Origin of the sequence: Weissella oryzae SG25, from assembly GCF_000691805.2 — a bacterium.
Classification (GTDB): domain Bacteria; phylum Bacillota; class Bacilli; order Lactobacillales; family Lactobacillaceae; genus Weissella; species Weissella oryzae.
In genome coordinates, this window is record NZ_DF820484.1 from 166,677 (window position 1) to 190,419 (window position 23,743).

General features: G+C 40.0%; 20 protein-coding genes. 7 read left to right on the top strand and 13 right to left on the bottom strand.

Annotation, left to right across the window (positions count from 1 at the left end):
- Nucleotides 1–224: 224 nt before the first annotated feature.
- The 4 genes from TT13_RS00915 to TT13_RS00930 form a co-directional block, all read right to left on the bottom strand.
- Nucleotides 225–827: a hypothetical protein gene (locus TT13_RS00915; RefSeq protein WP_027698227.1), complete on the bottom strand. Its 603-nt coding sequence runs from the start codon at nucleotides 825–827 to the stop codon at nucleotides 225–227.
- A gap of 124 nt (nucleotides 828–951) precedes the next feature.
- Nucleotides 952–1,284 carry a YdbC family protein gene (locus TT13_RS00920; RefSeq protein ID WP_027698228.1) on the bottom strand — a complete coding sequence of 111 codons (333 nt, stop codon included), beginning with the start codon at nucleotides 1,282–1,284 and terminating at the stop codon, nucleotides 952–954.
- A 57-nt stretch (nucleotides 1,285–1,341) separates the two neighbouring features.
- On the bottom strand, nucleotides 1,342–2,334 hold the full coding sequence (locus tag TT13_RS00925; RefSeq protein ID WP_027698229.1) for an asparaginase: 993 nt from the start codon (nucleotides 2,332–2,334) through the stop codon (nucleotides 1,342–1,344).
- 169 nt (nucleotides 2,335–2,503) lie between these two features.
- Complete coding sequence (locus TT13_RS00930) at nucleotides 2,504–3,931, bottom strand: APC family permease (RefSeq protein ID WP_027698230.1); 1,428 nt, start codon at nucleotides 3,929–3,931, stop codon at nucleotides 2,504–2,506.
- A 637-nt stretch (nucleotides 3,932–4,568) separates the two neighbouring features.
- Between TT13_RS00930 and TT13_RS00935 the strand changes: the two genes are divergently transcribed.
- Nucleotides 4,569–5,903, top strand: coding sequence for an aspartate aminotransferase family protein (locus tag TT13_RS00935; RefSeq protein WP_027698231.1), 1,335 nt, complete (start codon nucleotides 4,569–4,571; stop codon nucleotides 5,901–5,903).
- A 23-nt stretch (nucleotides 5,904–5,926) separates the two neighbouring features.
- Nucleotides 5,927–7,333 carry an APC family permease gene (locus TT13_RS00940; protein ID WP_027698232.1) on the top strand — a complete coding sequence of 469 codons (1,407 nt, stop codon included), beginning with the start codon at nucleotides 5,927–5,929 and terminating at the stop codon, nucleotides 7,331–7,333.
- A 336-nt stretch (nucleotides 7,334–7,669) separates the two neighbouring features.
- Here the strand turns inward: TT13_RS00940 and TT13_RS00945 are convergent, their stop codons facing one another.
- The 5 genes from TT13_RS00945 to TT13_RS00965 all read right to left on the bottom strand — a co-directional run bounded on the left by TT13_RS00945 (nucleotide 7,670) and on the right by TT13_RS00965 (nucleotide 13,199).
- Complete coding sequence (locus TT13_RS00945; RefSeq protein ID WP_027698233.1) at nucleotides 7,670–8,812, bottom strand: CHAP domain-containing protein; 1,143 nt, start codon at nucleotides 8,810–8,812, stop codon at nucleotides 7,670–7,672.
- Between the two features lie 509 nt (nucleotides 8,813–9,321).
- Nucleotides 9,322–10,662 (bottom strand): APC family permease, encoded by a 1,341-nt coding sequence (locus TT13_RS00950; protein ID WP_027698234.1) that lies wholly within the window; start codon nucleotides 10,660–10,662, stop codon nucleotides 9,322–9,324.
- A 384-nt stretch (nucleotides 10,663–11,046) separates the two neighbouring features.
- Entirely contained in the window at nucleotides 11,047–11,961 is a 915-nt protein-coding gene (locus tag TT13_RS00955) for an NADP-dependent oxidoreductase (protein WP_027698235.1), read from the bottom strand.
- 77 nt (nucleotides 11,962–12,038) lie between these two features.
- On the bottom strand, nucleotides 12,039–12,812 hold the full coding sequence (locus TT13_RS00960; RefSeq protein ID WP_340147917.1) for an MIP/aquaporin family protein: 774 nt from the start codon (nucleotides 12,810–12,812) through the stop codon (nucleotides 12,039–12,041).
- Between the two features lie 48 nt (nucleotides 12,813–12,860).
- Nucleotides 12,861–13,199 carry a hypothetical protein gene (locus tag TT13_RS00965; protein ID WP_027698237.1) on the bottom strand — a complete coding sequence of 113 codons (339 nt, stop codon included), beginning with the start codon at nucleotides 13,197–13,199 and terminating at the stop codon, nucleotides 12,861–12,863.
- A gap of 167 nt (nucleotides 13,200–13,366) precedes the next feature.
- On the opposite strand from TT13_RS00965, the gene TT13_RS00970 reads away from it, so the two are divergent.
- The 3 genes from TT13_RS00970 (at nucleotide 13,367) to TT13_RS00980 (ending at nucleotide 17,130) form a co-directional block, all read left to right on the top strand.
- A complete protein-coding gene (locus TT13_RS00970) occupies nucleotides 13,367–14,014 on the top strand; it encodes an NAD(P)H-hydrate epimerase (RefSeq protein ID WP_027698238.1) in 648 nt (215 codons plus the stop codon).
- 3 nt (nucleotides 14,015–14,017) lie between these two features.
- Nucleotides 14,018–15,868, top strand: coding sequence for an FAD/NAD(P)-binding protein (locus TT13_RS00975; RefSeq protein WP_027698239.1), 1,851 nt, complete (start codon nucleotides 14,018–14,020; stop codon nucleotides 15,866–15,868).
- A 209-nt stretch (nucleotides 15,869–16,077) separates the two neighbouring features.
- A complete protein-coding gene (locus tag TT13_RS00980; protein ID WP_027698240.1) occupies nucleotides 16,078–17,130 on the top strand; it encodes a tRNA dihydrouridine synthase in 1,053 nt (350 codons plus the stop codon).
- Nucleotides 17,131–17,199: 69 nt separating this feature from the next.
- On the opposite strand, the gene TT13_RS00985 is transcribed toward TT13_RS00980, so the two are convergent.
- The 4 genes from TT13_RS00985 to TT13_RS01000 form a co-directional block, all read right to left on the bottom strand.
- On the bottom strand, nucleotides 17,200–17,397 hold the full coding sequence (locus TT13_RS00985) for a hypothetical protein (protein WP_045476282.1): 198 nt from the start codon (nucleotides 17,395–17,397) through the stop codon (nucleotides 17,200–17,202).
- Nucleotides 17,398–17,408: 11 nt separating this feature from the next.
- Entirely contained in the window at nucleotides 17,409–18,314 is a 906-nt protein-coding gene (locus tag TT13_RS00990; RefSeq protein ID WP_027698242.1) for an alpha/beta hydrolase, read from the bottom strand.
- A 70-nt stretch (nucleotides 18,315–18,384) separates the two neighbouring features.
- A complete protein-coding gene (locus tag TT13_RS00995; protein ID WP_027698243.1) occupies nucleotides 18,385–19,728 on the bottom strand; it encodes an amino acid permease in 1,344 nt (447 codons plus the stop codon).
- Nucleotides 19,729–19,937: 209 nt separating this feature from the next.
- Nucleotides 19,938–20,354: a DUF6508 domain-containing protein gene (locus TT13_RS01000; protein WP_242868503.1), complete on the bottom strand. Its 417-nt coding sequence runs from the start codon at nucleotides 20,352–20,354 to the stop codon at nucleotides 19,938–19,940.
- A 145-nt stretch (nucleotides 20,355–20,499) separates the two neighbouring features.
- Here TT13_RS01000 and TT13_RS01005 point away from each other — a divergent pair, with 145 nt between their 5' ends.
- Both TT13_RS01005 and mprF read left to right on the top strand, forming a co-directional pair.
- Nucleotides 20,500–21,222, top strand: a complete 723-nt coding sequence (locus TT13_RS01005) for an alpha/beta fold hydrolase (protein WP_027698245.1) — start codon at nucleotides 20,500–20,502, stop codon at nucleotides 21,220–21,222.
- Nucleotides 21,215–23,737 carry a bifunctional lysylphosphatidylglycerol flippase/synthetase MprF gene (mprF, locus tag TT13_RS01010; RefSeq protein WP_052348498.1) on the top strand — a complete coding sequence of 841 codons (2,523 nt, stop codon included), beginning with the start codon at nucleotides 21,215–21,217 and terminating at the stop codon, nucleotides 23,735–23,737. Before TT13_RS01005 ends, mprF begins: the two co-directional genes overlap by 8 nt.
- Nucleotides 23,738–23,743: the final 6 nt, after the last annotated feature.

Sequence of the window (23,743 nt, forward strand, 5' to 3'; positions counted from 1 at the left end):
AAAATCTCTGTTTGGTGGTTGGCCACCAAGCTATACAAGATGTATCGCCCTTGTTTCCTTACAAGGGCGATACACTTTGTTGATTACTTAAATCTACCAAAATGTATCACCCCCTTTCCTAGATTACTTACTATTATACAGTCCCGTACTAAGAATGCCAAGTCGACTTTTAAAATCACTAAACGTAACGGGATTTGCATTATACATTTTGTACGATAAATCTATCAGTACATTAATCTGACGTCTGACTTGTCATAGTTATAAATTCGAACATCTAAGTTATATTTTGCCAGTAGTTGGTAATTTGTTAGTCCGCTAATTTGGGTCACTTTGGTAATTTCTTTTAAAGAACAAGCATGCCAGCCCATGTTAGAAAAGAAAGGTTTACTCTTCATAGGGACAAATAATAACGTTAAATTAAGCTGACTATGCAGATAGTCCAGAACAACTTGACCATCATGTGCAATCGACAAACGGCGTGCCCCAATTTCAGCAAAAGCCAAACTTAAGCTTGGCAGTTGAAGCACTCGCAAGTAACGACCGACCCTTTCAAAATTATCTTGTCCTACAAACTCCCGCTCCCATTGTCGGTCTAAGTGCTGCTTACTCAGTAATTGAATGATTAAATCCGAACCGTAATTAATCAAGCCAATTTGTGAATAATCTAGTTGTTCATAAACTTGTGAGAATATCTGTAATCCTTCTAAAGTAAAATCAATACATCTGATGAAAACAATTATGACATCAAATTCATAGCTACGCACCTGCTCGATTAAGTCAAAATCAGCGACATGCTTCAAATTGAAATTTAGTAGTAAAACCTGCATCTTGGCTGCCCTCCCACCCCATAAATCACCTTGAGCATACCAAAGAAAAAGCCAACTACCCAACCTTTTATGCAAAGAAGCATAAAAGCAGCGATAAAACTATCGCTGCTTCTCTGGATATTATTTACAACCGGCGCAACACGCCAAATTCGTTATCGTCATCAACCTCAGGACTTTGAGAAGTTTCAACTGGTGGATTAGTTCCTGAATTAACCTGTCCTTGACCGCCTTGTTCAAAAGCCAGTATCTGTTCAGTCAACTTATTCAAATTAACTAAATCATCATGCGTCAATGTCAGCCCCTTACCCATTTTACTGTGATCAGCCGACCAACTACGCAAATCAAATTTAGGTTTCGCCTCTCCCCACTGGACAAAGTTTAACTCCAAATTCCACCCTGATTTACTAGTTGATAAAACGCCAAATTTTTCTAGAATTTCATACTTTAAATCTGCCATTAGCTAGCCTCCTATCTGATACAACTGTAACGCGTAATTTCAGTCACATGATTTGCATTATACAAAATCCAAATCATGTGCAATTGTCGTTTGCATAAATTGTAAGATTGTCTCACGGTCGTTAGTTACAGCCAGTACCCACATCAATTTAGCAATAATAGCCTCTGTATTCATGTCACCCGCCGTAATTCCACCAGCTTCAACAACACGCTGACCAACTTCATAGCGGTAAATATCCTGGCCCTCTTCTAAAATCTGCGTGGTAATAATCACTGGGATACCCGCTTTGGTCAACTTTTCAATGCTTGGAATTAGATTACGCCGTTCAAATGGTAAGCCACCATTACCAAAACTTTCAATAATGACACCTTCAAACTGACGTTCGATTAGATAATCAAAAATATGCGTATCCAGGCCTGGATATGCCTTTAAAACGAAGACATTTGGATTCAATGATACATGCTTAGTAATGCCCTTATTTTCAACCTGCGGCTCATATAGGGGCACCATCATGCCATCTGAAATACTAGCAATGTAAGGAAAGTTAATGCTCTCAAAAGCATTATAACTGCGAGTCTTGGTCTTAACTGCCCGCGTCCCCATCATTGCCAAACCATTAAAGACCACAAAAACGCCTCGTAAGGTCGTCTGGCTTGCAAAAGTTAGTGCATCATGCAAATTTCTAACGGCATCTGTTTCAGATACACCCAAGGGTACCTGTGAGCCAGTTAAAACAACTGGCTTATCAATACCATACAAGAGGTAAGATAAGGCTGCTGCCGTATAGGCCATCGTATCGGTCCCGTGTGTCACAATAAAAGCATCATAACGCTCACGATTCCGCATAACGTGTTTTGCAATTTCAACCCAGTCTTCAGGCTGCATATTAGTGGAATCTTTACTCATCACCGATTCGATTGAAAGATTAACACCCGGACGGCGCTCAAAATAAGAAATCAATACTTCGTCCGCCATACTAGGCGCCAAGCCACGCTCAGTCTGGATTGAAGCAATTGTCCCTCCAGTTGTCAAAACAAGCACTTCCATCATCTTGCTCCTCTGTTCTTAAAAATTTGCTACTGCTAACTTAGCTTAGCCCAAAAAAGTACTTGAAACAAGTTGTTTTGGTGGCAAATTTGGTGTTTAACTACAACACTACAAAAGATTAAAATAACGGTTACCGTCTAAACTTTCGACGGTAACCGTTATTTTACTTTTCTTATTTCTTATGATAATTAATTGAATGGCGCCGACTATAGAATAGATAGAAGGCAGCTCCCAAAATTAACCAGCCAATCATTAAGATTTGTGCATCTGCATTTAGTGAGATTAACAAAGCTAATGATGATAAGGCGGCCAAAATTGGCAACACTGGGTAAAATGGCAACTTATAACCAGAATGGTCAATATCCTTACGCTGCCGTAAGAAAATCACCCCAACTGAAGCAACTACGAAAGCAATCAAAGTTCCAGCTGAAACCAGATTAGCTAAGACTGCTACTGGGAAGATTGCCCCCAATACTACTCCAACAATGGTCAATAGCCAAACAGCATTCGTTGGTAACTTATTTTTATCTAACTTACCAAAGGTCTTTGGCAACATGCTATCACGCCCAAATGAATAAACTAAACGTGAACCACCGACCATCAAACCAATTAAGCCAGCAAACATACCCACCAAGGCCACTAGCGACAACAAGTTGGCCGTAAAGACATGACCAGCCTGACGCAAAGCCCAAGCAGCTGGTTCAGCATTACCAGCATATTTAGAATAATGGAACATTCCAGTCAAAACACTGGCAACAGCGATAAAGAGTAAGGTTGCAATTACCAACGTTCCAATAATAGCCTTTGGCATCGTCTTTTGAGCATCTTTAACTTCGGCCGAATTAGCAGCCAACATATCAAAACCAAGGTAGGCAAAGAATACCTGTGAAGCACCCATCATAATTCCGTGCCAACCACCAAAATTAGTACCTGGCCGATGTGCTGGAATAAATGGTTGCCAGTTTTGGACGTGTACAGCTGTCAAACCAACCGCCACGAAAATCAAGATAACGGCAACTTTACCAATTACCAACCAATTTTCAATAATTGCTACACCCTTCATACCACGGGCAACCAAATATCCTACCCCAATTAAGGCCAAAGCACCAAATAAATCAAACCAACTTCCCGTTGAAAGATTAAAAGAGGCGCCGATGATTGTTGGTACTTTAAAGCCTAAACTACCAACAAAGCCTTGGAAGTAGGCTGACCATGACGAAGACACTAAGGCTAAGGCCACGACATATTCAGCCAAAATTGCCCAACCAACCATCCAACCAGTAAATTCACCAAAAATTACGTTCGCCCAAGTATAAACCGAACCGGCAAAAGGCATCGCCGACGCAAATTCTGAGTAAGCCAAGGCTGATAGACCAGCTATCAAGGCTGCGACTACAAAGGATAGGACCACCGCTGGCCCAGCATATTCTGCGGCCACAATTCCCGGCATGGTAAAGATTCCAGCACCAACAACCGTTCCAATCCCCATGGCAATCATCTCTTTAGTACCCAAAACTGGCTTTAACTTACCATCTTTATCAGCATAAGTCTGTGGATTTTCCTTGACCCAAAACTGTGCAAAAAAACTCTGTTTTCCCATAATCTCTCCATTCGATCTGCGTTACTGTTAGAAGCAAACTTTACTAAGCTCCAAATTCTTGCGAAAACTCCATCAATAATTATTATAAGAAGTTAAATGAAATTGCATATCTTGTATTTTATCATAAAATCCATTTTAATCTAAGCTAAATCTAATTGATTGAAGCTTTATTCGAGCATTTTACCTGTTTTTTTGTAAAAATATCTAAGCGTCAATTCAAACGACAGCCTTTTATAAAAGGCTTTATTAGCCAATTAACAATACATCAAAACGAAAATCTTTGTAAATCAGCCTTATCAAGCTTAAATTAGAAAAAGATTAGAAAAAAGCTTGTATTATTAAAAAATGAGCGTAATATGTTAAACATCAAAGCAAAGGAGGACGTATTTATGTTTACAACAGCAAGTGTTAATTATACTAAGACTCAAGTTATGGACGTCGTCCTCCCAATTATTATTATTGTCATTACTGTACTTCAATAATAATGATTGGCTTTTAGACGTGGCTAATCATAAACTATTTTGTTTTTGTTAGCCAAGTTTAAACCACTTTTTTAATTAACGTGTTTATTCTTGAAAGCTAACATCAACCATGGTGTTAGCTTTTTTTATCCCCATTATCACGAAAGGAGCTTATTATGCAGAGTAATAACCAAGTCCTTGCAGCCGAAGCAGACTGCCTACCCACAAGTTCACGGATTAAGTATTTTGATATGGTCCTCGACCATGGTCAAGGTGCAATCCTGGTAGATGTAGAGGGTCATGAATATATTGACTTGCTAGCTAGTGCATCTTCAGCAAATACTGGGCATGCCCACCCCAAAGTTGTTCAGGCCATCCAGCAGCAAGCCGCCAAGTTAATCCATTTCACCCCTGCTTACTATGCTAATGAAGTTACGGCTAGCCTGCTCAATCGTTTAGCCGCGTTAGCACCTGGTGACTTCCCTAAGAAAGTTGCCTTTGGTACTTCCGGTTCTGATGCTAACGACGCCATGATTAAATATTCACGGGCCTATACGGGGCGCCATTATATTATTTCTTTCACTGGTGCGTATCACGGCTCAACTTACGGTGCAATCAGCCTATCGGGCGTCAGCTTAAATATGGCGCGTAAAATTGGTCCACTCCTACCAGACATCATCAAGATGCCCTTCCCCGACCCACATCTTAAATTAGCCGGTGAAAGTGAAGCGGCCTTTGTTGACCGTATGTGGCAAATGTTCATGCTCCCCTTTGAAAACTGGCTCCCGGTTGAAGAAGTTGCTGGGATTCTTATCGAACCAATTCAAGGTGATGGTGGCTTGGTCGCTACCCCACACGCTTATATGGATAAACTTTATCAATTTACACGTGCACACAACATCGTTTTCGCCGTTGATGAAATTAATCAAGGTTTTGGTCGCTCTGGTAAGATGTGGTCAATTGATCATTATCAGATTGCTCCTGATTTAATGAGTATTGGTAAATCCCTCGCTTCAGGTATGCCAATTTCAGCTTTGATCGGCCGCAAAGAAATCCTTGATAGCCTTGATGCACCAGCGCATCTATTTACAACCTCCGGCAATCCCGTTTGTGCTGCTGCAGCACATGCGACATTGGACGTAATTGAAGCAGAACACTTAGTGGAACGTTCCGCCAAGCTTGGTCAAATGGCCAGTACATTTTTTACCCGGATGCAACAAAAGTTCTCCTTTGTGGGTGCCGTCCGGATGTTTGGCCTTAATGGTGGAATCGATATTGTGGATCAAGATGGTCAAGCCGATGTCGACGCAACAACCGAAATTATTTATCATCTTTTCAAAGCCGGCGTCATCATGATTTCGCTCCGGGGTAATATCCTGCGTTTTCAACCACCACTAGTTATTTCAGAAACTCAACTTGAAACCGCCTTTCAACGAATTGAAGCCGTTTTTGAGGCCAAAGCTAAGAATCAACTCACCCTACCAAACGATGCTGACGCAATTGGTTGGTAACTCTCAAACCAAAGGAGCACAATATGCAATTTACTCGTAATGTTAATTTTAATGATTATAGTCGTAAAGATGAAAAACTAGCCAAAGTCTTGAAAACCCGCGACTTCCTAGCCTTAGGGGTTGGAACAATCATCTCAACCTCCATTTTTACCCTTCCTGGTGTGGTTGCTGCTAGCTACGCTGGACCCGCCGTCGTATTTTCTTTTTTGATTGCCGCCGTCATTGCCGGTATGGTTGCCTTCGCTTACGCTGAAATGTCAACAGTGATGCCCGTTGCTGGTTCGGCTTATTCTTGGATTTCAGTCCTCTTCGGTGAAGGTTTCGGCTGGATTGCTGGTTGGGCACTCCTAGCCGAATACTTCATTGCCGTTGCCTTTGTTGGTTCTGGTTTTTCAGCTACCTTCCAACAATTGATGGGAACTTTAGGCCTTAAACTTCCCGCCGCACTGGCCAGCCCCTTTGGTACTAATGGCGGTGTGGTTGATTTGACCTCATTTCTTGTTATCATCATCTCAGCCTTAATCGTCTGGCGTGGCGCTTCTGATGCCGGTCGCGTTAGCCAGGTATTGGTTGTCCTAAAAGTATTAGCAATCGTCGCTTTCGTTATCGTTGGTGCCCTTGTTATCAAGCCACATAACTATGTACCCTTTGTGCCGGCTCACAATCCTAAGACTGGCTTCGGTGGACTTGCTGGTATCTTAAGTGGTGTTTCCACAATCTTCTTGGCCTATATCGGCTTTGATTCAATCGCTGCCAATGCGGCTGAAGCTGCGGATGCTCGTAAAACGATGCCGCGTGGTATCTTAGGTTCACTATTAATTGCGGTTGTCCTATTTTCTGCTGTTACCTTGGTCCTTGTTGGTATGCACCCTTATAGTGACTATGCCAACAATGCTGCTCCTGTTTCATGGGCCTTGAGCAAGGCCGGCTTTGTCCTTTTGTCACAAGTTGTATCTGTGGTCGCCGATGCCGGTATGTTTGTCGCCTTACTAGGTATGGAACTAGCTGGTTCACGTTTACTCTACTCGTTTGGTCGTGATGGTATGTTGCCAAAGGCGCTAGGTAAGCTTGATAATAAGCATTTACCAAGCAATGGACTCCTTGTCCTTACAATCGTTGCCGTTGTTATCGGCGCTTTCTTCCCCTTTGTCTTCTTGGCAAAATTAATCTCAGCTGGTACTTTGGTTGCCTTCGCCTTCGTTTCTTTGGGAATGTTTGCGCTAAGACGCCGTGAAGGTAAAGATTTACCAGAAGCAAGTTATAAGATGCCTTTCTATCCGGTCCTACCTGCGCTTGGCTTCCTAGGCTCACTTTGGGTCTTTTACTTACTAGATACTCCTGCTAAGTTGTACACCGCCGTCTGGTTCGTACTTGGTCTGGTTATCTACTTTGTTTATGGTAGTCGTCATAGTAAATTGCACCATGATTAAAAAATAAAGAGCCAGCCCAAGGGCTGGCTCTTTTTAATATGTCGTCTAATAAATTTTAAGCATAGCTTCTACTGTTGGTCTTTTCTTTACTACAAGCTGATTTCGCATATAAAAAGGCCCAAACTCAATAAAACACCGAGAAGAGGCCGAACATTTTTTAAATAAATGTACTCTATTACGTAGCGCCAGAAAATCAATATAATCATAAAGAAATAAATCAATTTATTTAATGATAAAAGGCAATCAAAATGTGTAAATGCTCCTTGAGCTTTAAAGTAAAGAGCATTAATAACAAATTGGTAGGGACATCTAGCTTATCATTCAATTCATACTACTTTAATGAATATATTCGTAATCATTGGCATTATCTACCCAGCGGTAATCTGTTTTACCGAAGCCCGCTGTTCCATCCATTTCTTGTATTAATATCCTATTACCTTCAATTTTTCGAACAATGGCAACGCAACCAAATGTTGGATCTGCTCCAGCTTGACCTCCAGCAAACACAACAACAATATTCTCTGCTGGAATATTGTTTACAGTATACCCATGTCTACGCGCTGTATCAGCCCACTGGTTTGCATTACCCCAACCATTACCTATATAGGGAGCTTGTTGTTTAGCATAGTAAGTGCAATATCCATAGAAGTAAGTATTTGCATCCGTTGCATCTGGATGGTTATATTTAACGGCGTATGACATATCTTGTTCAGCAACATGCTCATTGTGTTCTCCATCAAGGTATTTAACGTCGTATTCCCAAGCAGAATTAGCATGAGCCTTTGGGGATGCTGAAACAATGGTACCAACCCAATTACGGTGATTTACTAACAAATAACCATTCGTTTCACTTTCAGCATTACTATTTATTTGAACGACATCGCCAATTTTATATTTGGCCGGAATAGTAACTATATCCTGCTCTGCAACATACTCATTGTGTTCGCCATCAGGGTATTCAATATCATATTCCCAAGCAGAGCTTGCGTGAGCCTTTGGGGATGCTGAGACAACAGTACCAACCCAATTGCGATGATTTACTAATGAATAGCCATTCGTTTCACTTTCAGCATTACTATTTATTTGAACGACATCGCCAATTTTACATTTAGCTGGGATAGTAGCTATATCCTGCTCTGCAACATGTACATTGTGTTCGCCATCGGGATATTCAATATCATATTCCCAAGCAGAACTACTAGCTTGATTCTCAGGTGACACTGAAACAATAGTACCAATCCAATTACGATGATTTACTAATGAATAGCCATTCGTTTCACTTTCAGCATTACTGCTTATTTGAACGACGTCACCAATTTTGTATTTTGCAGCTATGTTATTATATGCAGCTTGATTATTAACAAGCGAATCTGCATTAATACCAGCAAAATTTGCATTAAGTGATGTAAGTATAAATGCGCCTATCATCATTAGTGCGAAGACTGTTGTTTTTTTGAAAAAACGTATCAATACGTTCATTTTATAAATCCCCCAATATACTACTTGTATTACCAATAGCATTGTATCACTTTATGTGAAAATAAACACAATAATTGAGAGAAAATTCACAATAAATGTTAAACCACTTAAGTTCTATATAAAAATAGGAAATAATCTTAAGTTGACCAAGAGAACCACTAAGTTATTCAAAATATATTACCCAGAATATTTGGTTTAGGTGATACAGCTAAAAATTTTGATAAACAAAATCCTCAAAAACATTCACCATACCAAACAACAATTGAAGCTTTAAATAACTAGGAGACTTATTACAATAATCAACAAATTCAAATTATATTAGTAAAATAAATAATCATTGGATATTTACCTCAGAGCACATGGAAGTCGTCAAAGTTGTACCCATCTAACAACTCTTAGTGGCTGATAAAAACAAGTAGAACAAAAAAACCGCTTGAAATAAATTTCAAACGGCTAAAGTATATTAGTTTAAATTTTTAATTATATCTAGAAAAGCAGTACTAAATTATTTATTGCCGATTAGCTTGCTTTTTCATGTAGTAGAAATAAATTGGTACACCAATTAAAACAAAGACAAATGAAGTAAGTACCATCGTAAATTCTGATAAGAGCGTGTTAATTTCAATGAAGAGAGCCCCAAAAATTGCGACCAAAGGTACGATTGGATACAAAGGTACTTGGAAAATTTCCGGGTCATTGAGCAAACCAGCTTGTTTTGCTTGCTTGCGTAGTTTAAAGACCCCGAAGAAGACTGCTAAGTAGAATACCCAGATTATAAAGACCACCATATCTGAAAGCCAGTTAGCAGCCGCCGTAAAGCCGAGGGCTGCGCCCAATACCGCTGTAATCCATAAAGCCATGTAGGGCTCTTGGTAACGATTAAGCTTCTTAAATGATTTTGGCATAACACCATCTTCGGCCATGGCAAAAATCATTCTTGGGAAGGCCAACATTTTACCATTAAGGGTTCCTAACATTGAAACCATGATACCAATTGAAAGTAAGCGACCACCTAGATTTCCAAAAGCGGTCATGGCTACCTTATAAGGCACATTATCGCCAAGACGCACAATTTCATTCGCCGGTAATGAGCGATATACACCGTAAGACACACCAACGTAGGCTAACATGACGACCAAGACACCAATGATAATTGAACGTGGAATAGTCCGGCGTGGATTTTTAAGTTCACCACCAAGATTTGTCAAAGTAGCCCAACCATCGTAAGCAAAAAGGGTTGCCAAAACTGCCATACCAATATTGCCTGATGTTGAACCGCCCGCAGCGGTTGTTATGACGTGGTTAAGAACATGTTCCTTACCAAAAAACAAACCGAAAATAATTAAACCAGCGATTGGAATTAATTTAATACTAGTCGTTAAAATCTGAAAAGCTGAAGGAATCCGATTTTCTAATGAATTCATGCCAGTAACTAAGAAGATTGTAATTAAGGCAATCCAGGGTACATAGGTTGTTGAAATGCCAAAAAAGTTAGCAAACAATAATGCAAAATATGTTGCCAAAGCTGCAACGATGCCAGGGGCGTAGATTGCAACCTGTGTCCACCCTGTTAAAAAGCCCCAAAACTTACCATATAATCGTGTAACATAAACATACAAACCACCAGTTTCAGGAATCCTGGCACCAACTTCAGCAATTGTTAAACCAGCTGCTAATGTAATTAGCCCACCAATAATCCAAGCAAGTAAGCCAGCAGTTGTACCACCAGCGGTTGTTAGAACTTCCGCTTGCTTAAAAAAGATTCCTGAACCAATCACTGTACCAATCACAATCGAAACACCAGTCATTACACCCATCGATCGTCGTAAATGTTGTCCTTGCTGCTCCATTTCAACCAACTCCTTTTCTGTAAAACAAAATAAAAAGCCACCCAACCCGTCAATAATTGCCCTAATGGTAATTATTATGGTTGAGTGGCTTATCTTAGCCTTATTTCCATTCAAAAATTCTCAACCAATTTAAACTGAGGTTGAGCGGGAGGTAATGTTGTTTAGTCCATGTCGATAATCCATAATGATAAACTCCCTTTTCTTTAATAATTAGAACTTTATCATTAAAATTCAACTAAAGCAAGCTTTTTCTTATCTTTTTCTAATAAAAGTGCATTCATAGCTAGCACATTCAACTTCACTAGCCATAACCATTGCCTACCTAAGCACTTTTAGTTAAAGCATTTGAATGTATCGGTTAATCTAGTTTATCGTTAAAATACTTCAGGCAAAAGTTAGTACAATTTTGCCGGGCGCCTGATGGTCTCGCATGGCTTGATGCGCCCAGCGCAAATTACCAAGTGTGAACGGCCGTACTGTGCCAATGCGAATTTTAACGGTTTGTTGCGCAAGTAATGCCAATAATTCTGCTAGTTCCTTTCCCTTGCCCTTAAGAAAAATGCTAGTTGCGTCAAGCTCATAAGTAGCTAAAAGGTTCGCTTCAAAATTTTGTAAAGTACGTAGCTTACCACCTGGGCGCAAAACTTTAGCGGCCTTAACCAAAAAAGCTCCACCAACTGTATCTAAAACACCGTCAAAATCACTTAGATTCTGCTCATAATCACTCTGATAATCAATTGGCGTTACTGGCCCCAACGATTTTAGATAAGCAAAGTCTTTTGGTGATGCCGTTGCAAAAACGGTTGCCCCAGCCAAAAGAGCCATTTGAACTGCAACTGAACCAACCGCACCAGCACCACCTTGAATCAAGATTTTTTCTCCGGCTTGAACCGCTAAATCATACTTAATCGCCTGATACCCCATTGCCCCACCCAAACTCGCTGCGGCAGCAATTTCATCACTAAGCTCATTTGGCACCAGTGCCAAAGCTGATTGGCCGACTGCAACTTCTTGAGCATAAGTTTGATGGTGTCGGGTTGCGGCGACGCGATCACCAACCTTAAAAGCACTAACCGCACTACCAACCGCTAAAATTTTACCAACTACCGTCGAACCAGGCACCAAGGGTAGCTTATCAGCTTCACCCATCTGACCGGCAACAAATTTAACATCATAAGGGTCAATTGCCACCGCCTGATTAGCGATTAAAACTTGCTTTGAATTTAGAATAGGTTGCACTTTTTCTACTGATTCTAAAACATCGACACTACCAAATTTCTTTAGTTCAACTGCTTGCATCTCACTTCCCCCTTTTCCATGTAAAAACGGTTAATAAAAAGGCAGCATTATTAGCAATGCTGCCTTTTATTAATCGATTATTCTTCTGAGCCAAGACCGTACTTAGCAACCACGGCTGCCAAAGCACCACCAAGCAAAGGTCCAACTAGGTATGCTGCGTAGTTAGCCAAAGCTGTGCTTGAACCAACCAAAGCCATTCCCAAAGCTGGTCCAAATGAACGAGCTGGGTTCAATGAACCACCAGTTGATGACAAACCAATCATCACCAAACCACCAAGAACCAAACCAATCGCAACTGGCGCTACGTTAGCCAAAGCGGCATTTTGCTTAGCAGTTGTCATCAAAGCAACCAAGACCAAGAAGAAGGTCAAAACTAACTCGATACCAGCCGCTGAGAAGAAGTTCAAAGATGCTGTATATGAAGTTTGTCCGAAACCAACTTGAGCAATCGTAGCAGCCTTAGCTCCAAAGGCTTTCATGAAGCCAAATAGAATTCCAGTTGCCACAATACCACCAAGGAATTGTGATACTAGATAACCAGCGAATTCAACCCAGGTAATGCGTCCAACAATGGCCGCTCCCAAAGAGATAGCTGGATTAAAGTGAGCACCTGAGATTTTACCAAGAGCTGCTGCTCCAGCAATAACTGAGATGGCAAAGGCCATTGCGATTGGCAATGGACCGTAACTAGTACCCGCAAAAACAACTGCACCGGTACCCATAAGGACAAGTAATAGTGTTCCAATGAACTCTGCAATATACTTCCGCATAAAATAATTTCTCCTTAAATCTAAATAAAAATGTTTCCACTTAAAATAGTAACATAAATCAATAGTGTTTATATTACATATTAGGAATTAAAATCAACTTAAATAGGTTGTACCATAAAATATTTTAATTTACCGTCCAATAAAGTTACCGGCGGCTTTGTCAAAATAAAACCAAACTTGATCAGCATTCTCTTTGAACTGGTCGATAAAGTTATCTTGTTCGCTAATTGGTTGTACTTGACCAACCAATTCATCAACAAGGTCTAATACATCCAACCCCCAAAACTTCTCATCCCAACGAACATAATAGTAATTACCTTCCATTCGCTCATCAACAATCGCCTGTAAACCAGCCTTCAAAGTTTCTTTGATCACATCATCCGTTGAAACGGGAAAACCGCGATCTGTCATCATTTGTACCCGGGCTGCTACGGCCGTCATATCCTCTGGAATCTGACTTTCATCCATAATTAACATGCTCCCTTTCACTTTTTTACCCTAACAATAGGATAGCATAAATAATTGCACTTATGTTTTATTAGCATTTTCATAAGCTAAATTCATCGCTAAATGATCCTAATGTTATAATAGGATTGTCGTAAAAAAATAATGTATATATAGAAAAGGAGCTATGCATGGTACATGCTGTAACTGCTCAAGAGATGCAACAATATGACCGTTACACCATTGAAGAAATTGGTGTCCCTGGGCTTGTATTAATGGAACGTGCGGCGCTGGCCGTCACCGATGTCCTTGGAGCTGGTAATTTTGATCTATCAAACGTTTTAGTTATTGCCGGTCTAGGTAATAACGGTGGTGACGGTGTGGCAGTTGCCCGTTTGTTGTCACAAAAAGGTATCTTAGTTGACTTGCTTGTTGTTGGTGATGAAAAACGTGCTTCGCAAAGCACAACAACCCAATTAAAAATTGCACGTAACTATGGTTTAGAGCCACAAAGCCGGGTTCGCGACTTCCGCCAATACTCTGTAGTGGTTGACGCACTTTTTGGTATTGGTTTATCTAAGCCTGTGCCAGTTAAATTAGCTGAAATGATTAAAAGAGTCAACGCCGCCAATATCCCGGTTGTTTCTGTTGACGTACCTTCAGGTCTAAATGCAACAACTGGTGAAATTATGGGTTCAGCCATTCGTGCAGCAGCAACTGTCACTTTCGGCTACCCCAAGCAAGGTTTAATCAAAAACGAAGGCATTAAACGCTCTGGTGCTATTTACGTTAAAGATATTGGTATCTACTCAATAGAAGACTTACAGGGGGATATTTAGTCTATGGAAATTGCTTTAGTTGGGGCTGGGCCACGCAATCTTGTTCTCTTAGAAAGCCTAATCGCAAATGCTAAGACGACGACCCAACCAATTAATGTTAAAATTTATGATTCTGCCCCAATTGGTGGTCGTGTTTGGCAACCTAATCAAAACCCTATTTTTTTGATGAATACAGTTACACAACAATTAACCCTTTTTACTGATGATTCAGTAAAGCATACAACTAAAAATTGGCTTAGTGGGCCAAACTTTTATGAATGGTTAATTAAGTATGGACGTAGCTATATTCTTGCAAAAAATTATCAAAATACCACGGCTTTTTTGGATGAAATAACCCAAGTTAGCCCCAATCGATTTGTTTCACGTGCACTTTTCGGGGTCTATGCCGAATGGTTCTTTGAAAAAATTGTGCAGACCGCACCCAAAAATCTGACAATCGAGCATATTAAAACTAACGTAATTGATATTATCGAAACTAAGGCTGGTTTTGAACTCACCTTAGCTAATCAAACTAAGGTGCCAGCTAGTCAAGTAATCATGGCTTTGGGACTAGTTGAACAAGACCTAAATCCTGAGGAAATTAATTTCTCACAAGCTGCAAAAAGCAATGATGATTTACTTTATTTGCCACCAACCTTTCCCGCAGAAGCTAGTTTGGATCAAATTCCAGCTAAGGCTGATGTCATCTTACGTGGGCTAGGCCTTAGTTTCTTTGATTATATGGCTAAACTTAGTATTGGTCGAAAAGGGCGTTTCGTCCGAGCTGATAATGGTAAATTAGTCTACATTCCCTCTGGTTTTGAGCCGCACATCATTGCTGGGTCTCGTTCTGGTATGCCTATGCACGCTCGTGGAATTAACCAAAAAAATGATTCTAACAGTTACCAACCAGCTTTCTTTACACAAGAAAACTTAGATGAACTTGCTCATACTAATGCTGACCATATTTCTTTTAACCAGTTTTTTGCCTTATTACAAAAGGAAATTGAATTTAAACACTATCAAAATGTCATTGCTGATTTAGCAGTCACTTGGCCATTTAATGTCACTAGCTTCATTGAAGCATTGACAACAAGCAATGATTTAAATCAAACAGCGCGTGCTTTTGATTTACCAGAAGAATATATTTTAGATTGGCCTAACTTATTAAATCCCGTAGCCAGCTTAACAAAAGAGATTGACTACAACGCCGCAATGTTACGCTACCTGATTTGGACTCTTCGTGATGCTAGTAAAGGTAATGTTGACGCTCCTTATGCCGGTGCTTTTGATATTCTACGTGATGTTCGTAGCACGATTCGTCATGTCATTGAAGCCAACTATTTTACCGGTGATGACTACCAACAATTCCTCAAGGTCTTCAATCCTTGGAATTCAATTATCTCCGTTGGCCCACCACTACTAAGGACTGAACAAATGATTGCCTTAATTGAGGCCAAAGTCCTAACAGTTACCGGACCGGGTCTGGCAGTCGAAGTTAAAGACAATGCTTTTATCGCTCATGATAATCGTGGTAGTTACTGGACTGCAAAAAGTCTAGTTGAAGCCCGCTTATTTAGTAATGGTTTAGCTAAGGCTAGTAATCCACTAGTCGCTAGTTTACGTGACCGTGGTATCCTAAGCCCCGCTAGCTTTGCTAATCCAAATGGTCAACCCTTTGTTCTTAATACTGCTTTAATGGACCGGTCAAGTAAGCAAGTTATCAACCAAGATGGTGAAATTATTGCTGGCCTGTATATTTGGGGTGTACCAACAGAAGGATGGGACTGGTTTACAACCTCTGCCCCTCGTCCCAACATCAACGATCAGAACTTTCAAGATGCTGAAGCAATTGCTTACAATATTTTTAAGTAGGCATTCTTAACTTTTAAAACCAGTTCATCAGTGCAAATTATTCTTAAGCACTGGAACTGGTTTTTATTTTCCAATATACTTTCGGCTTGCTTATCAAAGCTATTAGCTTTATATTAGTAGCTGAACTTTTTATTAATAAGTGTTTTCACTACACCACTCAACTAATTATTTAAAATATAAGCAAATTTTATTTTGCGAAAGGAACTTCCATGATTAAAGCAAAATCTGCCTTCTGGCAAAAAGTTGTTGATGATGCGCAAGTCCATCCAGTTGACGGATTGACACAAACGCCTTTCTTCACACTCGCCCCAATGGAAGCTGTTACCGATACAGTTTTTCGTCGGGTAGTCGCTAAAGCAGCTGAGCCGGATGCTTACTATACAGAATTCACGAACGCTCGTAGTATTTCTCACCCCAAGGCCAAGTTCACGGTACAAGGTCGCCTTGCTTATGTTGCTGATGAAAAGAAACCCATCGTTCAACTATGGGGTAATCGCGAGATTGATTTCTCAAAGGCTGCCTTGGATTTACGTGAGCGCGGGTTTGAAGCAATCGATATCAATATGGGGTGTCCAGATAGCACGGTTGTTAAAAATGGTGGTGGTTCTGACTTGATTCGCCACTTTGATTCAGCCAAAGAAGTTATTCAGGGTGCTAAGGCGGCCGGTTTACCAGTTTCTGTTAAAACCCGCCTTGGCTTTAACGATTTAGAAACATTTCGAACGTGGCTTCCCTTCTTGCTCGAACAAGATGTGCAAGTCTTGACGGTCCACCTTCGAACAAGAAAAGAAATGTCAAAAGTTGCGCCTCACTATGAGTTTATTGATGAAATCATCAAAATGCGTGATGAAATCGCACCTAATACCTTGATTCAATTTAATGGTGATATTAAAGATCGTGCTGCTGGTCTTGAATTGGCGCGCCTTCACCCTGGAATCGACGGATTTATGATTGGCCGTGGTATCTTTGAAAATCCGTTTGCCTTTGAAGTTGAGCCTACTGTCCATACCCTTGATGAAACATTAGCGCTATTACGCCTTCAATTAGATTTGTATGACCAATTTACTGAAAAATTCGGGCCAATGCACTTCCAAAAGTTAAAGCGCTTTTTCAAAATATACGTTCGTAGTTTCTCCTATGCTTCAGACTTACGCTTAGCCTTGATGGAAACTAAAACAACCGCTGAGGTTCGCGAAATTCTTAAGGAATTTGACCGGCAATGGGCTGCTAAAGCAGCTGAAAAGCTAAAACCTAATGCATAAAAATAGCATGATTCATATAGCAATTAAATTGCTATGCGAATCATGCTATTTTGTTTCACGTGAAACTTTTTATCGTTTTGCTTTTATATAATTCCAAAATGAACCCACCGCAGAAATCAAATCCATCCCTGGTAAAAAAGCAATAAAAATCAAAACAGCCCATGAACCTTGTGGTTGAAAAACATACCACCATAACCAGTCAATTAGCATTTGAAAAAATAAAGTTTGCGGTTTCGCTCTAAAAAAGGAAAATTTAAATAATGCCATCTTTGCCCCCTCTATAACCATCGCTGCAAAAACTCTGCTTTTATCTCCGTATCTTCAGGTGTCATATAATCATGTGGACCGTGTACACCATTTGCATGTGTTATTATTTTAGCACGCTTTGGGTCCAAAAATTGCTGTGCACTTTTCATCATATTAACCGTCTGTTGATAAGGTACAACTGGATCAGCCTTACCCACAAAAGCCAAAATTGGTGGCATCTTATGACTAAAATAGCTAACTGGATTATAGGCCGCAACTAATTCAGGCCGACTAGCAGGGGCCTTTCCTCCAAAAAGCTGTCCTTCAAAAGAGGTAGCTTGCCCAGTTTCTTGATATTTTGGCGTAACGCCACTAGATTTAAATTGTGCTTGAAACTTATCAAATTCATACGGACCATAAAGTACAATTACCGCTTGAACCTTTTCGGATAGCTGGGGATTTAAACCAAATTCGCGATTACTAAAGTTATCGCTGTCAGCTGTTACAGCCGTTAATAAGGCTAAGTGTGCTCCTGATGACTCTCCCATCAATGCCAAACGATTCTCTGCTAATTGATACTCATGAGCATGTGCCTTAACCCAACGGATGACTGCTTTTAACTCTAAGATCTGTTGCGGAAACGACGCTTGCCATATCAGAGAATAATTAGGACTTACAACTGCATAGCCCTTAGCTAATAGCTTTAAAGCTGGTTCAAGTTTATGAGAACTTTTATTACCAAAATAAAGACCCCCACCAAAAACATCAATAATCGTTGGAAAAGGTCCCACCCCTTCATTGGGTAGATAGATGTCTAAGGTATGACGTTGCGGATACTTGGCGTCAGCAGCCATATAAGGGACATCTAACCATTGTTTTTTTATCCAAGCTGTTTGCGCAGGTATAAAATCAAGCGTGCGCTCAATGAATTTTTCCATTATTATTTACTTCCTTTACAAAGAATAAAGGTGGTCGAGTCATAAACCCTACCACCTTTATTTTACATTATTATCTTAACTTCTTAACCCGGAAACTAACTGCAATCATGACGATAAACCAAATGATTGCTAAGATTGTCGTTAAACGTGTTTCCTGACGTGAAAGTAAAATCACAAAAATCCCACTTAAAAAGGCAATTGTCAGGTAATCCGTTACCGGAGCACCTGGCATCTTAAATAGCTGCTCAGACTTAAGAAAATCCTGTGAATGCCGATATCTCAAATGAGCCAACATTAGCATCGCATAAATTACGATAAAGGCTGCTGAAGCAACTGATGTAATCAGTTCAAAAGCATTTGTTGGGAAAATATAATTGACCAAAACTGCCAAGGCAATCAAAATTACCGAAACATTAGTTGCATGCATTGGTACATTTCGCCGGTTTAACTTACCAAAATATCCCTTAGCTCCTGATAATGCAAAAAGCATTCGTCCAGTCGCAAATAATGATGAATTCAAAGACGAAGCTGCTGCAGTCAAAACAACAAAGTTAATTAATCCGGCAGCTGCTGTGATACCAATACCGGCAAAGACTTGCACGAATGGTGATTGATTAGCACTATAATCCATCCAAGGTTGAATTGACATAATTGCAATCAGTGCGCCAACGTAGAAAATCAAAATTCGATAAATAATATTATTGATTGAATTTGGAATTGTTTTAAGTGGGTCCTTAGCTTCCGCCGCAGTCATACCCACAAATTCAATCCCTAAGAAAGCAAAAAATACCATTTGAAAGGCTGCTAACATATTATGCCCATGATTAGCTACAAAACCAAAACGCCAAAGATTTGAAATTTCGGTTACCCCAGCTTCCGTCTTAAAATGGCCAATCACCATCACAATCCCGGTAACAATCATTGCAACAATGGCGACAATTTTAATCATTGCAAACCAAAATTCCATCTCACCAAAGAGTCCAACTGCAATTATGTTGACACTATAGAGCGCCGCTAAGAAAACTACTTCCCAAATCCAAACTGGCACCGATGGAAACCAGTAGCGCATGTAAATTCCTGCCGCTGTTAGTTCCGCCATGGCAATGGTAATCCAACCAATCCAATAGGTCCAGCCAATCACAAAGCCCGTCCTTTTCCCTAAATATTTCTCAATAAAGGCAACGAAAGTCGTTTGGCTCGTATCTGTCAACAGTAACTCACCTAAGGCTCGCATCATCCAAAACATGAATAGCCCTGTAACCATATAAACAATTAGGATTGCTGGACCAGCCATCTTGATTGAACTTCCTGCCCCCAAAAACAAACCAGTCCCAATTGTCCCACCCAAGGCAATCATTTCCACATGGCGTGGCGATAATCCTCGCTCAAGGGTCGGCCTTTTTGCTTCAGCCATACTCTTTATTACTCCCTTCAATCTCGTACATTAAAACTTCAGTATTCCTTAGTTTAAGACTTTTCTCATATCGCTTCAAGGTAAACTACACTTTTTATGAGATAATTTTAATGATAATTCTAGTAAATAGTCACAAATAACCGAACTTTTTAAATTAAAAAGGCTTACTTTCTGGCAGAAAGTAAGCCTTAAAATAAAATCCCATAAATTTAATACTGCTCAGGAAAATCCCCAGGCGTTAATTTTTCTAAACGAACTAACAAGCGCAGTAAGATGCCTTTTTCTAGCATTGCCGCCCACATCCCCTCTAGACGACTTTCACCGTGAATAATCACTGAAACAACCGCCCGTAAATCACGAAAATTATCGCTAGTTCGTGCTAATTCTTCCAATTGATCTTCAGAAAGCTCACGATGGTCATGCTGTCTTAAAGTCCGATCATAATTTCGATCATAGTAATCTGACCATTCAAAGGCCTTGGCGAGCTCATACATTTGTGGGTCATATTGTGGGTGCTCCATGGAACTATCGTCTACACTTTTCCAAACTACCCGATGTCCTGCAACTCCTGTTAAGTATTGGTTCCATTTTTCAAAATCAAAAGGATGTTCTTTGCGCATCGTCATGCCTCCCACCTAATAACTAATTTAGCTTTTTCTATTTTAACACATCACTTACTTTTAGTCAGGCTGTTCTTAATTTCAGCTCTTTTAGATAGAAAGACAGCACCATGCTATACTAAAAGTAACAACATTTCCCTCGAGGCTCATTATGGAATTTGAAACAACTGATAAGAGTCGGATTGCCTATAGTACATATGGTGACCCCACCAATCCGCCTTTAGTAATTATCCACGGTAACAGTGGATCTCAAAAAAATTTTCGACGACATGTAAAAGATTATGTTTCTGACTACTGGGTCATCACCTATGACGACCGTGGTCATGGCAAATCAAGCAATACACAAGCAAATATTACCTATAAAGAATTAACATCCGATTTAGTTGAATTATGTGACCACTTATCAATTAACGCTTGGAATATCGTTGGCTATAGTGATGGTGCCAATGTTGCTTTAAAGTTTGCCTACCTTTTTCCAAATAAAACCATCAGTTTAGTTCTAGCAGCGCCTAATCTAAACTTTTTAGGTATTATTTTTCCAATCCGCATACTAGCCCTACTACTAATTTGGCTATTGAATTTAGTCCGCTGGTTACCAGGACTAAAGCGCCGCATTAATCAAGTAAATATTATCTTTGAGACCCCACAGCTCACTTGGCAAGACCTCGAAAAAATCAAGCAACCCGCTTTAATTATCGTTGGTCAGTATGATTTTATCAGCTCTAGTCATACACAAACCATTGCTAATCATCTAATTAACAGTAAATTACTAGTCCTACCAAATCGCAGTCATCTAGTCATTTTTACAGCCCCCCACTATTTCACAAAATTGACCAAACAATTTCTGAATAAGGAGAATGGTATTCATGATTAATTTTATAAAACAAAAATCTATCTTCTTTAGACGAATTTTTATCATTTCAATGACTTTTATTGGCATCTATGAATTTGGCTCACTCTTCACCCGCCTACCTAAGAATGCCTTTCTTGAAACATTCAACACAATTCCAACTTATAGCTTAATTCTAGTCATATTTTTCGGCTTAATCTTAGCAAGCGTACCACTGGGCTATGATCTTTTACTTCGTCGGCGTTTTAACCGCGCCGAGGGCCTTTCAGAACAATCTTTTTGGGCAGCCACTTGGACGGCGGCTAATATAAATCGAAACATGGGAATTACCGGTTATCTAAGTGCCGTCTTACGTAACAATTTATATGCCAGTAATCAGCGTAGTGAGATTAATCGACTTGGTCGTCATATGTACTGGTGGCGGCTAACTGGCCTCAGTTTCTTTTCCATCATTAGTCTGCTCTTAATCTTTTTTAATTATGATTTAGGCAGTGTCTTTCCCTATATTCATTGGCTCGTCCTTGGAGTCTTTTTACCCTTCGTTGGCTGGCTAATCACCCCAATTTTTGGTGGCCTAAAAATCAATGATGCCTTCACTAAAATTGAACGTGTGAAAATTACCGCACTATCAATTCTTGAAAGTGCCTTACAAATTTTTATTTTTATCTCAATTGGCTGGTTTGGCGGAATTACTGACGGATCCTTAATTCCAATTGCTATTTTATTCGTGCTCGCACGGGCTTATGGAACGATTACTCTAGTCCCAGGTGCTTGGGGTGTTTTTGATGTCATGATTGTCTTTGGCCTATCCAGCATTGGACTTGCAAGTTCAAGCGCCTTTGTCTGGGTTCTAATTTATCGACTAGCGGTTTACATCATCCCGCTTGTCATTGCTTTGGCAATGGGATTGTTTAACATTGATGCTCGACCTGATACTCTGCCCGAAACTCTCTTGATGTCATTAGGTCACTCACTAACCACTTTCATGCTCTATGTAACTGGCCTAGGCCTAATTATTGCCAGTACCTTACCTGGTCTGGTCTATAATTTTGATTTTACAGCAGACCTAATGCCGTGGTCACAGAACTTGATTAGTCATTTTCCAATTATCGTTTTAGGTTTTTTGCTACTATTCTCCGGACGTGGAATTGCTAGTAAGGTCAGCCGCGCTGTTATCCCCGCACTAATTGTTGTACTTTTGACAATTCTATATGTTAGCTTGGATGGCTTTGCTTGGCAGGTATTACTAGTCTTTTATATCCTGTTAGTCCTTCTAGTAGTTACTTATAAAACGAACTATCGAACTCAATTTATTTATAGCTGGGAAGCATTGACCTTTGACAGTATCATCATGGGGGCTAGCTTGATTGCCTACATTGTCACTGGGATTCTCCAGCAGCCCGAAATTTCCGCCCATCTTCATTTAAAAAGAAATCATATCTTCTTAGTTCCCTCCTTTGAGTGGTGGCTAACCGGCTTCATTACAATTATGCTATTAGGGATTATTTTGGTTATTATGCTGCGAATTCTTAAGGGTTCTATCACTCAATTAGGTGAACCCCTTGATGATTATCAACTCAATGCCGTTTTAGCCTTAGGTGATAACCATTATAGTAGTTTGGCTTATCTAGGTGACAAACGCTTTTATTACTACCGGCCAAGTGAGGGGGCTGCTAATACGGTAGCAATCCAATTCCGCTTAGCTAACGACAAAGCTGTTGTTATGAGCAATCCCTTTGGTAAGTCTGAAGACTTTCAGGCTGCTTTGAATGCCTTCATTGATGAAGCCGATCGACTTAACTATCGACCAGTATTTTATGAAATATCTCAAGACATTGCCATGGTAGTTCATGAATTTGGCTATAATTTCTTTAAACTTGGCGAGGAAGCTTGGGTTGATACTACAACCTTTAAGCTAGCTGGAAAGAAATTCGCCAACATTCGCAGTGTCAACAATAAGGTTGATAAATCTGGATATCTATATGAGGTTGTTCAGCCGCCATTTAGCAAAAAACTTATCGCCGACTTAAAGGCCGTTTCTGATGAATGGTTAAATGGTCGTGAAGAAAAAGGCTTCTCCCTTGGTTATTTCAAAGAGTCCTATCTGCAGCGTGATGGTATCGCACTCTTAAAGAGCCCTGAAGGTAACATTGTGGCCTTTGCGAGTCTTGTGACATCTAAAAGTGAAAACCAAATGGCGGTCGACTTGATGCGTTTCACTAAGAATTCGCCTAATGGTACTATGGATGTGTTATTTGTTAAAACTTTTGATTATGCTAAAAGCCAAGGATTTGCTACTTTTAATCTAGGAATGGCTCCGCTTACCAATGTCGGGATTTATCGACAGAGCTTCATGCGTGAACGGATTGCTAATATTGTCTATCGTTATGGGTCAAGTATCTACTCATTTGAAGGCCTTAGACGCTATAAGAACAAGTTTGCAACAACCTGGCATCCTTACTACATTGCCTATTCAAATCGTTCAAACATTATTTACGTAATGTTAGCGCTATTGAGTATTGATAATACTGGTGAGTAACTCCAT

Excerpts from the sequence above, each read along its gene's own strand:
- TT13_RS00915 (WP_027698227.1), bottom strand. The coding sequence starts at position 827 with ATGCAGGTTTTACTACTAAATTTCAATTTGAAGCATGTCGCTGATTTT.
- TT13_RS00920 (WP_027698228.1), bottom strand. The coding sequence starts at position 1,284 with ATGGCAGATTTAAAGTATGAAATTCTAGAAAAATTTGGCGTTTTATCA.
- TT13_RS00925 (WP_027698229.1), bottom strand. The coding sequence starts at position 2,334 with ATGATGGAAGTGCTTGTTTTGACAACTGGAGGGACAATTGCTTCAATC.
- TT13_RS00930 (WP_027698230.1), bottom strand. The coding sequence starts at position 3,931 with ATGGGAAAACAGAGTTTTTTTGCACAGTTTTGGGTCAAGGAAAATCCA.
- TT13_RS00935 (WP_027698231.1), top strand. The coding sequence starts at position 4,569 with ATGCAGAGTAATAACCAAGTCCTTGCAGCCGAAGCAGACTGCCTACCC.
- TT13_RS00940 (WP_027698232.1), top strand. The coding sequence starts at position 5,927 with ATGCAATTTACTCGTAATGTTAATTTTAATGATTATAGTCGTAAAGAT.
- TT13_RS00945 (WP_027698233.1), bottom strand. The coding sequence starts at position 8,812 with ATGAACGTATTGATACGTTTTTTCAAAAAAACAACAGTCTTCGCACTA.
- TT13_RS00950 (WP_027698234.1), bottom strand. The coding sequence starts at position 10,662 with ATGGAGCAGCAAGGACAACATTTACGACGATCGATGGGTGTAATGACT.
- TT13_RS00955 (WP_027698235.1), bottom strand. The coding sequence starts at position 11,961 with ATGCAAGCAGTTGAACTAAAGAAATTTGGTAGTGTCGATGTTTTAGAA.
- TT13_RS00965 (WP_027698237.1), bottom strand. The coding sequence starts at position 13,199 with ATGGATGAAAGTCAGATTCCAGAGGATATGACGGCCGTAGCAGCCCGG.
- TT13_RS00970 (WP_027698238.1), top strand. The coding sequence starts at position 13,367 with ATGGTACATGCTGTAACTGCTCAAGAGATGCAACAATATGACCGTTAC.
- TT13_RS00975 (WP_027698239.1), top strand. The coding sequence starts at position 14,018 with ATGGAAATTGCTTTAGTTGGGGCTGGGCCACGCAATCTTGTTCTCTTA.
- TT13_RS00980 (WP_027698240.1), top strand. The coding sequence starts at position 16,078 with ATGATTAAAGCAAAATCTGCCTTCTGGCAAAAAGTTGTTGATGATGCG.
- TT13_RS00985 (WP_045476282.1), bottom strand. The coding sequence starts at position 17,397 with ATGGCATTATTTAAATTTTCCTTTTTTAGAGCGAAACCGCAAACTTTA.
- TT13_RS00990 (WP_027698242.1), bottom strand. The coding sequence starts at position 18,314 with ATGGAAAAATTCATTGAGCGCACGCTTGATTTTATACCTGCGCAAACA.
- TT13_RS00995 (WP_027698243.1), bottom strand. The coding sequence starts at position 19,728 with ATGGCTGAAGCAAAAAGGCCGACCCTTGAGCGAGGATTATCGCCACGC.
- TT13_RS01000 (WP_242868503.1), bottom strand. The coding sequence starts at position 20,354 with ATGACGATGCGCAAAGAACATCCTTTTGATTTTGAAAAATGGAACCAA.
- TT13_RS01005 (WP_027698245.1), top strand. The coding sequence starts at position 20,500 with ATGGAATTTGAAACAACTGATAAGAGTCGGATTGCCTATAGTACATAT.
- mprF (WP_052348498.1), top strand. The coding sequence starts at position 21,215 with ATGATTAATTTTATAAAACAAAAATCTATCTTCTTTAGACGAATTTTT.